Raw genomic sequence first — 11472 nt, 5'->3', positions numbered from 1 at the left:
ATAGTGACAAAATAGTGGGGAATCCAGGGACTTTTCATCGATCGGGACGATGAATCTCCGGATGTTGTAGATAACTTTCCGAATCATGCCCTGTCATGCCAGTATAAAGCAATTACGCAAAGGTCTTTTTTTGCCTGTCCCCTGTTTCTTTGCCCATCCTTCCTATCTTACCTCGCACTTGAGCAGGATACCGTTTCCCTTTCATGAGCTTACGCCGCAGCCACATTCACCCAACACATCCCGAATGATATTGGGAATGTATTGCCCGAGTATTGGACCGCCATAGCAGCCGGGAAAGTGCTATCATTAAATGACACCCAAAGCTTCAAAACGATATCACGGGTCACAGAGTTCTAAAAAAAACTGAGGGCATTTCCGTTGTTTGGCCCAACGGCTGTCACGATTTGACATTTCTGGTGTCACTTTATACACTTCTTAGCAGTCCTCTTTCTCAAGCAAAATAATAGGCAGATTATTTTACTTGACAGTATGGTGTAAAACAAATTTACAGTCCTTCTGTCAAGCGTTAGCTTAAGTGAGGAAGATATGCCGGATAGATTGTATCCGAAAATGCACAGTTTTGTTACTGAACGCTTTGCCCTGAACAAAGTGTTGAACGTGCTGCAAGATCCTTCCAGCAGCCATCTGGTGGAGATAACGGGAAAATCAGGGTCGGGTAAGTCATATCTGGTCAATCCTCTGCTCGAGGCCTTGCAGAAATCTTATGAAACGGTTAATTTCTTCACACCCCACCCCCTGTATTTCAATCAGTTCAAACAGGTTTTGCAGCTTCTTTGCGACATCGAGGATGAGACACTGTCAGAGCTCCTGAGGGAAAACCAGAAACAATTTCGCACCGGACGGAAATACGATTTTTTCTATTTTCTGACCGAGCAGCTAAACCAGAAAAAACTCCTGCAACCGCGCGCCCTGATCATCGAGGACGGCGACGTTTTGGACCAATACACCAGGGATTATCTGCAATACCTGGTCCAATACGCGGAGGATTGCGGCATCCAGATAGTATTCTTCTCCCAGAAACGCCTCTTCGCTTTTTCCCATGTTGAATACATTCCCGCCCTGAGCACCGACGAACTGCAGAAACTGGTGCATCTGAACTTTCCGGAAGCCGAGCTTGGTTATGTGAAGGAAAGCGAGATCCTGCACAAGATCACAGATGGCAATCTGGTGATCGTGGAGAAGATCCTGTTTGAGATGCTCTCGCGCAAACCGAAGGCGGAATTTGACCTCAGCCCTTATCTGGATAAAACTTTCGACCCCGTCCAGATCTACCAGGAATTGGTCTCAGGCCTTTCCCAAAGCCAGAAGGAATTGCTGTTCAGCATGTTCATGCTGAATGGCAGCTTTGACGAGGAACACGCCAAAGCGCTCGGCCTTGGCAAAGGTTTCAAGAAAGACCTTGATTATCTGCATTCATCGGGATTGGCGTCGTGTATCAGATCGCAATGCGTCGTGCAGAAAAAGGGGTCCTACTACGCCTGGCTGCAAAACAATCCCAGCCTCTACGCGTCTGAACTGGGACAAAATATTCTGGAGCATCTGGCTCACCAGGGACTGCATCAGCAGGTCCAGGTGAAAATGCTGATGCAGGTAAAAAAATACGAGGCCAAGATGTTTGAGGACCTGGTTTCAGAATTGGAATTGCTCAGCGACAACAACAACCTTCTGGAGCTCTATCAATACCAACTGAAGCACACCAAGAAACCGGCCTCCCTGCTTCAAACCCACAAAAAAACCGGCATTGCCTACGCGGGCATGAACAAAAAAGACGAGGCTGTGAACCACTTCCGCCAATGCCTGCACCTCAGCACGGAAAAGTCCCTCCCCTCAGAGGAAATTGTCTATCTGCTGGCCAACAACCTTTTTGCAGTGAACTCGGTCGCCTTCGCGCTGGAGATCATCAAAAAGTATACTCCGGCATCGATGGATCCGTATTGGAAGGTCAAGATCATGCTGTTAAAGGCCGACATTCTGGCCGAAGCTGAGGATTATGCTGAGGCTTTCAAAGTTCTTGAAGAAGTGGTGGGCTTTGTCGCGGGGATCGAGGACAAGCAGAAACGCTATCTGATCCAGGGCGAGGCCAAAAAGATCAAAGGCAAGATCCATTATTACATCAATGAGTGGGACCAAGCGGAGCTCGCTTTCAAAGAGGCCGAGACATTTTACAACATGGCCAAGGACCATATCGGGCTGGCCGCGATCTACAACAATCTGGCCGTGCTCTATATGTTCCAGGGAGATTGGGACAAGAGCGAGCAGTTTTTCCTCAGCAGCCTCAATCTCGAGCAAGAGCACTACAATCTGAACGGAATCTCGGTGTGTTACAACAATCTGGGCGGTTTGATGGATGACAAGGGCGATCCGCAGCGTTCTCTGATGTATCTCGAGGAAGCCCTCAAGATCCAGAAAATGCTGAACGAACCTTACAATATCACCAACATCTACAACAACATCGGCGTAACCTGGATGGACCACAGCGAGTTCGACAAAGCCGAGGACGCCCTGACAAAATCCCTGCAGACCGCCATCGACTTTGGCTTTTTCCGCAATTCCATCGCCTCCCTAAATAACCTCGGCGCGCTCTATTTCAAAAAGGGGGATTGGAACAGATCGATCTCCTACTATGAACAGGCCATCAAAAAGAGCGAGGACAGCAATTTCAACGAAGGCCTGCTGCGCTCGTTCAACAATCTGGGCGAGGTTTACGAGAAGCAGAATGAACTGAACCTGGCCTACGACCTCTATTTCAAGGGCCTGGAACTCCTTCCCACCGTCAGTGACGAATATATCAAAGCCGAACTATACGGAAACCTGGGCAGCCTGCTCACCAAACTGCACAAATTCAAAGAAGCCTATTCCTACCTCGTTGAAAGCCTGGATTTTTTCAAATCCATCAACGCCCGGGACAAGATCATCGAAGGCTTCCAAAAACAGGCCTATTATTTCATCTTGACCCGCAACTACGAAAGCGCGGATTATTACCTGAACCAGGCCCTGAAATTGGCAACAGAACAGAACCACCGCTTCGAGATCGGCAAAACCCACTACCTGCGCGCGATCCTGGAAAGGAAGAACCTGGAATCTGCCAAACAAAACCTGCACGAAGCCATAGAGCTGTTCGTGGAAACTGACAACAATTACGAGCTATCCCTGGCAAACTACGAATTGGCAGAGGTGCTGTTCGACCTCCAGGAATGGGAAAACGCCCTTCAGATCCTCAAAAACAACAAAAAGATCATCCAACAGTTCAGTTCGATCAAACTCCTCGAACAGAACGACATTCTGATGCAAAAGATCTCGCGCGAATACTCCGTCCAGATGAAGGATGTCAAATTCGAGGAAAACCTGCTGAACCAGTTCTATGAGATCACCCAGAAGCTGAACACGATCACCGACCTGGATGTCCTGATCGAGCAATCCCTATCCAGTTTGGTGGAGATCTCTGAAGCCGACGGAGGGATCTTGTGTCTGCACGGAAGTGGAACAGTTCCGGATTCCTGGGATTACAAGCTGTTCAGTAACTTTAGCAGCGATGACAAGTACTATGACAAGTTCATGAACCTCTGCGCCCAGGTGTATCAATCAAATACCCTGGAAAACTACAAGCAGCCACATTTCGCGCCAGCCTACAACAATATTGTGGTGCTGCCTCTTTCGATCCGCAAGGACGCGCTGGGCGTGGTTTTGCTCTTCAGCAAGAGCGGGTCCCACTATTTCTCGGAACGGATCATCAACCTGCTGAGCGCGCTTTCCAACCAGGCGATCGTGATCATTGAGAACATTCGATCCGCCAGCCTGGAAAAGACCCACGCCATCATCCGCGAACAGCTCAATGCTGGAAACCTCTATGCCAATATCATCGGTACCAGCCCTGAAATGCTGAAGATCTTCGACATCATCGAAAAGGTGAAGGACACGCCCACGACCGTGCTTTTGGAAGGGCCCAGCGGAACGGGCAAGGAACTGATCGCCAGGGCTTTGCATTACAGCAGCAACCGGCGCAACAAGGCCTTCGTGGCCCAATATTGCGGAGCTTTGCCGGAAACCCTTTTGGAAAGCGAGCTGTTCGGCCACGTCAAAGGTTCCTTCACCGGTGCCGCCTACGACAAAAAAGGCTTGTTCGAGATCGCGGACGGCGGCACTTTCTTCCTCGATGAGATCGCCGACATCAGCCAAAGCACGCAGGCAAAACTGCTCCGTTTCCTGCAGGAAGGAGAGATCAAGCGAGTTGGTGCCACCAAGACGGAAAAGGTGAATGTTCGCGTGGTCTGCGCCACCAACGTTTCCCTGGAGGAAAAAGTTAAATCCGGGGATTTCAGGCTGGACCTCTATTATCGGCTGAATGTGATCCGGATCGAAGTTCCGCCCCTCAAGAGCAGGGTCGGCGACATACCCCTGCTGGCCATCCATTTCCTTGATAAATACAACAATCGTATGAATAAAAAAGTGCAGGGGTTCTCCGATGAATCCATGAAAACCCTTGAACAATACGATTGGCCAGGCAACGTACGCCAGCTCGAGAACGAGATCGAACGGGCGGTCACTTTTGTGGAAAACGGCTCCTTCATCAAGAGTTCCGATCTCTCCGACGAAGTGCGCAGCTTCATCGAAAACAAGAAGACCGTCACCATACTTTCCCAACGCAAAACACTCAAGGACGCCATGGAAGAGCTGGAACGCAAGATGATCCTGGAGACGATGGAAACGCATGATTGGAACCAGACCAAGGCGGCGAGGGAACTGGGGATTTCGCGCCAGGGCTTGATCCAGAAACTCAAACGCTACAACCTCTATAAGGAAGAAGATTAAACAGGGCATTCAATGGATAGTCAAAACACACCGCCACTCAGAAACAGCCTAAATTTCGTCGCGATCGATATCGAAACCACCGGCCTGGATTTTGCGACCTCGGAGATCATCGAACTCGCCGCCATCCGTTTCAGGGCCGGCAAAGCAAGCGAGAGCTTCTCGACCCTGGTCAGGCCACACAAAGGCATGCCCAAGTTCATTGAATTCCTCACCCACATCTCTCCCGAAGACCTGAATGGAGCGCCGGAGCTGAAGACTGCTCTGAAAGGATTCTTCGAGTTTGTGGGCGATGACGTTCTGGTGGGCCACAATATCAGTTTCGACACGGGTTTCATCAACCACCATTCAGCCCTGTCCGGCAGTCCCGTCCTCGAAAGGCCGGCTTGGGACACGGCGGAGATCTCACGTGTTTATTTTCCCTATACCTCGGACCATAAACTCGGCACTCTGGTCAAACATTTTGGCCTGGAACTGGAAAACGCCCATCGCGCCGCTGCCGATGCGACCGCGACCGGCCAGTTGCTGGTGGCCATGAGTGAGTTTATCCTCGGGCATTATCCGTTGCTGGTCAACGCCCGCCTGCTCGATCTGAGCAAACAGGCCCAATTGGCCAATACTTTGTACCACTATCTGCACGGCATCGTCGAGTATCAGCGCCGCTACGCCTTGATCGGGAAAAAACCCCAGCCGCCGGACGTCGCCAAGCCCAATGTGATCGAACATCAGGTTCCCGGCGTGGCCACTGTTAACATTGACAAGGTGTTTACTGCCGATGGGCTGCTTTCCGAACTGTTCCCCAATTTTGAGTTCCGGTCCGGGCAGTTGGAGATGGCCAGGGAGGTCGATTCCTGTTTCAGGGCCAGTAAACATCTGGCCGTGGAAGCCGGTACCGGAGTGGGAAAGTCCTTTGCCTACCTGGTACCCGCCATTGCCTTTTCCAATCAGAAAAAAACCAAGGTCGTGGTTTCCACCAATACCAAAAACCTGCAGGAACAGCTCTTCTACAAGGATCTGCCCCAGCTCAAGGAAATGCTGCCTCTGCCCTTCAAGGCCACACTTGTCAAAGGGCGGGAAAACTACGTTTGCGAGCGCCGCTGGGAGGAATTCCTGATGGAGCAGACCAGAGGAATAAGCCCTTACGAAGCCCAGGCGCTGCTCTATCTCTTTATCTGGAAATACCTTACCAAATCGGGTGATGTTTCCGAAAATTCCTCATTTGACCGCAACCGGTTTAGCATCGCCTGGCGCAAGATCTGTTCCGACCGCTACATGTGCATGGGCAGAAAGTGCCCCCACGCGGGAAAATGCTACGTCATGTCCTTGCGCAAGCACATCGAAAACTCCTCCGTGGTCATCACCAACCATTCACTGCTGCTGGCGGACCTGCAGATGGAGAACACAACCCTGGGCGAATACAGCTACCTGGTGGTTGATGAAGCCCACAATCTGACGGCCACGGCTACCAGGAATCTCGGTTTCGAGCTCAGTTTTGCCGACCTCAACAACCTATTCAACCAGCTTTCGTATTCGTATCGGAAGAAAAACACGGGTTTCCTGCACCAACTGGAGACGACCATCTCTAAAAGCATTGTCACCCAAGGCGGCAAAGACCATGCTTCCCTGATCTGCAAGAACCTGTCGGAACAGGTCGCCGCGCTGCGCAAGATCATTCTGGACCTCTTCACCGAAGCGTCCCAACGCTGCCAGGACGCCGATTCATACGGCAAACTGAGAATCAAATCCCCCGAAGACCTGCCCCGCCTCTACACTCTGATCGGCGCGCTGGCAACAGCTTGGAAGGAGTTTCAAAAACAGCTCCAGGCCCTGGCCAATGTCTTTTCCTCATTCAACAGCAAGCAGGTCCCCAATTACGACAATCTTACAGAAACTCTGAATTCCTATGTGATGCGTTGCCTGGAAACTGAAAACAGCATTCTCAACGTGGAAAACCCCGATCTGGAAAACTATGCTCTCTGGATCGAAAACAGCTACCGCACTGATAGCAAAAATCCCTCTTCCTCACTCTGTTACGCCCCGGTCGATGTGTCCACCCACCTGAATAAAATGCTTTACGAAGTTGTGCCCAGCATTGTCTTCACTTCCGCGACCCTGGCCTTGCGCGGTTCCTTCAAGTATTTCTTCGGACAAAGCGGCCTGAGCCTCGTCCCGCCTGAGCATATCGCCACCGCGATCGTGGATTCCCCATTCGATTATGATACCCAATCACGTCTGATGGTGGGAAGCTTCCTGCCCGAGCACAAGGACCGCTTTTTCATCAACCAGGCCCTGGGCTGCGTGGAACAGCTGATAACTACCACCAACGTGGGCACAATGATCCTCTTCACCAGTTATCGCGACCTGAACAGCGTTTACGACCATCTCAGCGAAACCCTCTATCACAGCAAGCGTCCCTTTTTCGCCCAGGGCAAGGCAAGCAGCCGTAGCTCCATGCTCGAGGAATTCAAGCGCAACAAGAATGCCGTCCTGCTGGGCACAAATTCTTTTTGGGAGGGGGTGGACATCCAAGGTGACTCGCTCTCCCTGCTGATCCTGTTCAAACTGCCCTTCCAAGTCCCTTCCGAGCCTGTCGTCGAAGCTCTGATCGACAAACTCGACCGCGAAAACAAGGATTCCTTCATGCACTTCATGCTGCCCAACGCGTTGCTCAAACTGCGCCAGGGCTTCGGCCGCCTGATCCGCAGCAAGACCGACAGGGGCATCGTGCTGATCATGGATTCCCGGGTCTCCAACAAGCGCTACGGGGAATACTTCAAACAGGTTCTGCCGGCAAAATGCCTGGAAATGAAGAGCGAATTGGAACTCCTCAGCGAGGTCAGCCGTTTCTTCAATATGTCCTGAGGAGGCCGATATCCTTCGCGATACGATCAAATCGAGCTTTCCAGAACTGATAGAGCGGGGCGCCATCCGGTTTGGCGAGCCCCTCAAAGAGCACTGCAGCTTCCAGATCGGCGGGCCTGCAGAAGTGTTTTGCATACCGAAAACCATAACAGAACTTATTTCATTATTGATATTTAGCATATCCAATAGGATAAATTACTTCATACTTGGCAGGGGATCTAATTTATTGATAAGCGATAAGGGTGTACCAGGACTTGTGGTCAATACCCTTAACCTCAACAAGATCAGCCGGGATGAGAACTGCCTCAGCGCTTTTTGCGGAGCGGGTTTGAAAGATTTATGCGAGTATGCCCAGCAGCAAGGTTTGGCAGGCCTGGAATTCGCCTCCGGAATCCCCGGAAGCGTGGGTGGGGCTGTGTTTATGAACGCCGGGGCCTATGGCGGTGAGATCAAGAATGTGCTGTATTGCAGCAAATACCTGATCCCGGACCTGGCCAGCCTGCAATCAAAAGAAGCGGTCAAGCATTTGCGTGCGGAGCAGCATGAGTTTGCCTATCGCTCCAGTGTCTTCCAGCGCAGTGGTTTCATCCATCTGAGCAGTGTATTCCGCCTCCAAAACGATGCTCCCGAACTGATCGGGGAACGCATGCGGGACCTGGATAAACAGCGCTGGGGCAAGCAACCGATGGACCTCCCCAGCGGCGGTTCGGTCTTCAAACGGCCGGAAGGGCATTTCACTGGAAAACTGGTGGATGATTGCGGCCTGCGGGGATTTCAGATCGGCGGCGCGGCCGTCTCTGAAAAACACTGCGGTTTCATCGTCAACCTGGGTGGAGCGACCGCGGCAGACGTCCTGGCCGTGATCCGCCATGTTCAAGACAAGGTCTTTGAACGCTTTGGCGTCAGGCTCGAAACCGAGCTCCGTTTCCTCGGCCAGGAATGAAAAAGCCTGTCTCCCAATATCTTCTGCCAACCCTCTTTCTGCTTGCGGTACTGCTGGCCTGGCAGATCACGGGCTCAAGAGCCGTTATTGCCTTTTGGGTCCTGCCTACTCCACTTGAAGTATTGTCAGTGTTCAAAGAGCAGTCTGGTCTGATCTGGCATCATCTGAAGCCGACGCTTTGGGCAAGCGTCAGCGGGCTGTTTCTGGCCACCGTATTAGGTGTGCTGACCGCCATAATGATGCACAGTTCGAAGCTCATCAAACAGATCTTCTATCCCTATCTGGTTGTTTCCCAGACGGTTCCGATCATAGCCGTGGCCCCGCTCATCATCCTCTGGTTCGGTTACGGAATCTCCGCCAAGGTCTTCGTTGTCGTCCTGGTCTGCTTCTTTCCCATTGCCCTCGGCCTTTTTGACGGATTGAGACAGGTCTCCGTGGAACGGGTCCGGCTACTGAGATCGATGGGGGCCAGCGAAGCCAAGATCTACCGCCTGCTCAAGATTCCCGCCGCCCTTCCGAACTTCTTCACTGGCCTGAAATTGGGCGCCACCTACAGCGTGATGGGAGCGGTGATCGGAGAATGGCTGGGTGGGAACGCCGGCTTGGGGATCTACCTGACCCGATCCACCAGATCGTTCCGCACCGCCCATGTTTTTGCCGCGATCCTGGTGATCATCCTGCTCAGCATGCTGATGTTCGGGATCGTGTCCTTGCTGGACAGGATCCTCTTAAGCTGGCACTATAAGAAAATGGAGGATTACGAAGACACCGCCCAAAGTTCCTAAACTACATACCCTTCATAAATTTGACCAGTCCGCCTCTTATCTGTCTCTCGTTAAGTTCCCGCCCGGCGGGCGGTTGGTCAGGCAGTGATTAATGAGTGACAAGTGAGTCGGGCTTCAGGGCCATAAAAACGGGATCTCACCACTTCCAGGGCAGCAGATAATCCTTTATTTCCTCATTGTAATAGCGGTCTGTCATGGTGGCGATGAAATCCCGGACCTGTTCCGCCGGTGAAAATCCCTCCCGGTATTCCGGAACCTTGTGATCCAGGAAATGCTTGAAGGTCTTGGATTCGCTGTTCCCTTTCCTGATATCCTCCAGGTATTTTGAAAACATCATGCCCATGGTGCGGTAGATTATCTTGTTGGATTGCTTGACGTTGTCATCGGTGTAGATGTGCCGGTAGTTGAATTTCTTCAGTTCCAGCAGGTAGTGGGAGACCTCGTCGTCGAAGGCGATCCAGTCTTGTTCATAGCTGTTCACGATCACGCTCTTGATCAGGGTCTCGATTATCTGGCTGTTTGTATTGCCCAGTTTTTCCGTCACATCCTCCGGGAGTTCTTCCCGCTTGAGGATATTGTAGCGGATGGCGTCCTCAATGTCCTGGCCGATATAGGCAATCGTGTCGGTGATCCGCACCACGCAGCCTTCCAGAGTGGAGGGCATCCAATCCAAACTCCCGCCGCTCTTTTTGGCCTTGATGTATTCCTGGATCCGCTCTTCTGTCTTGTCTCTTTCAGGTTTCAAAACGGTGTTGTGGACCTCCCCATCATGGGAGATGATCCCATCCCGCACCGGGAAAGTGAGATTCAGGCCCCTGCCCTTGCTGGATATGTGATCCACGATGTGCAGGGATTCGATGTTATGGTGGAAATGTCCGATCCCGTGGTCCACACAAGCGTTTGAGAGCGCTTTCTCTCCGTCGTGGCCGAAGGGGGCGTGCCCCAGATCGTGCCCAAGGGCGATGGCTTCGATCAGTTCCGTGTTCAGGCCCAGGTATTTGCCGATGGTGCGCGAGATCTGGGAAACATAAGCGATGTGAAGGTTGCGGTTGGTCATCTCCTCGTCAATGAGGTTGGTGAAGGAAAAAACCTGCGTCTTGCCATGATAGCGCCGGTATGCCCCGCTATAGAGGATCCTGTCGCGGTCGACGGCAAACTTGGTGCGCATGTCGTCTTCGATCTCGATTTTGATCCGCTGAGCCCTGTTGTCGGTATAAGCCCTGGAACTAAGGTTGCACTCCGATTTCTTCTTTATCTCAGTAAATATGGCATTCAGTTTATCTTTCATATCAACTCCCATGGGATATAAGGATATATTAACTGGTTCTGCTGGCTGGACAAATTCGCATTAACCCGATAACCATAGAAAAAGGCGTCAGCGATGGCGGCGACCTACTCTCCCACACAGTTGCCCATGCAGTACCATCGGCGCGAGCGGGCTTAACTACTGTGTTCGGGATGGGAACAGGTGTGGCCCCGCTGCTATGACCACCATCGCTGACGCCTTGTTTCGTGTAAAGGTGCAAGCGTGGAATCGTGAAACAAGATCCTGAAACTGCGCCACCAAGCCTGCGCCTGGTTGCACGCTTCCACATTTTCACGTCTTCACGCTCTCGTCAGAGAAGGTTCCGCGGCTCGAGATCGTATATAACGCACAAGAAAATAAAGGCGAAAGCCAATCGAGTTATTAGTATCACTCGGCTGAACGCGTTGCCGCGCTTACACCTGTGACCTATCAAGGTTGTCGTCTCCAACCTCTCTGTTGGGAAATCTTATCTTGGAGTTGGCTTCCCGCTTAGATGCTTTCAGCGGTTATCCTCACCGAACGTGGCTACCCGGCAATGCAATTGGCATCACAACCGGTACACCAGAGGTTCGTCCACACCGGTCCTCTCGTACTAAATGCAGATCTCCTCAAATTTCCTGCGCCCACGAAGGATAGGGACCGAACTGTCTCACGACGTTCTGAACCCAGCTCGCGTAACTCTTTAATCGGCGAACAGCCGAACCCTTGGGACCTTCTTCAGCCCCAGGATGAGTTGAGCCGACATCGAG

General features: G+C 51.8%; 5 protein-coding genes and 2 rRNA genes. 4 read left to right on the top strand and 3 right to left on the bottom strand.

What is annotated here, in order from left to right:
- The first annotated feature begins 546 nt into the window (after positions 1-546).
- From K0B87_07990 to K0B87_07975, 4 genes are read left to right on the top strand one after another with little or no spacing between them, the layout of a single operon-like run.
- Complete coding sequence (locus K0B87_07990) at positions 547-4830, top strand: sigma 54-interacting transcriptional regulator (GenBank protein MBW6514680.1); 4284 nt, start codon at positions 547-549, stop codon at positions 4828-4830.
- A 12-nt stretch (positions 4831-4842) separates the two neighbouring features.
- Entirely contained in the window at positions 4843-7689 is a 2847-nt protein-coding gene (locus K0B87_07985; protein ID MBW6514679.1) for a DEAD/DEAH box helicase family protein, read from the top strand.
- A gap of 25 nt (positions 7690-7714) precedes the next feature.
- Complete coding sequence (gene murB, locus K0B87_07980; protein MBW6514678.1) at positions 7715-8632, top strand: UDP-N-acetylmuramate dehydrogenase; 918 nt, start codon at positions 7715-7717, stop codon at positions 8630-8632.
- Complete coding sequence (locus K0B87_07975) at positions 8629-9417, top strand: ABC transporter permease (GenBank protein MBW6514677.1); 789 nt, start codon at positions 8629-8631, stop codon at positions 9415-9417. Before murB ends, K0B87_07975 begins: the two co-directional genes overlap by 4 nt.
- A 136-nt stretch (positions 9418-9553) precedes the next feature.
- Here K0B87_07975 and K0B87_07970 read toward each other — a convergent pair whose 3' ends face one another.
- The 3 genes from K0B87_07970 to K0B87_07960 form a co-directional block, all read right to left on the bottom strand.
- Entirely contained in the window at positions 9554-10705 is a 1152-nt protein-coding gene (locus tag K0B87_07970) for an HD domain-containing protein (GenBank protein MBW6514676.1), read from the bottom strand.
- A gap of 91 nt (positions 10706-10796) precedes the next feature.
- Positions 10797-10913: ribosomal RNA gene (rrf, locus tag K0B87_07965) — 5S ribosomal RNA — on the bottom strand.
- A 170-nt stretch (positions 10914-11083) separates the two neighbouring features.
- Positions 11084-11472: ribosomal RNA gene (locus K0B87_07960) — 23S ribosomal RNA — on the bottom strand; the annotation flags it as partial.

This window comes from Candidatus Syntrophosphaera sp. (assembly GCA_019429425.1).
Lineage (GTDB): Bacteria > Cloacimonadota > Cloacimonadia > Cloacimonadales > Cloacimonadaceae > Syntrophosphaera.
This window is presented reverse-complemented; position numbering and strand designations above follow the sequence as displayed.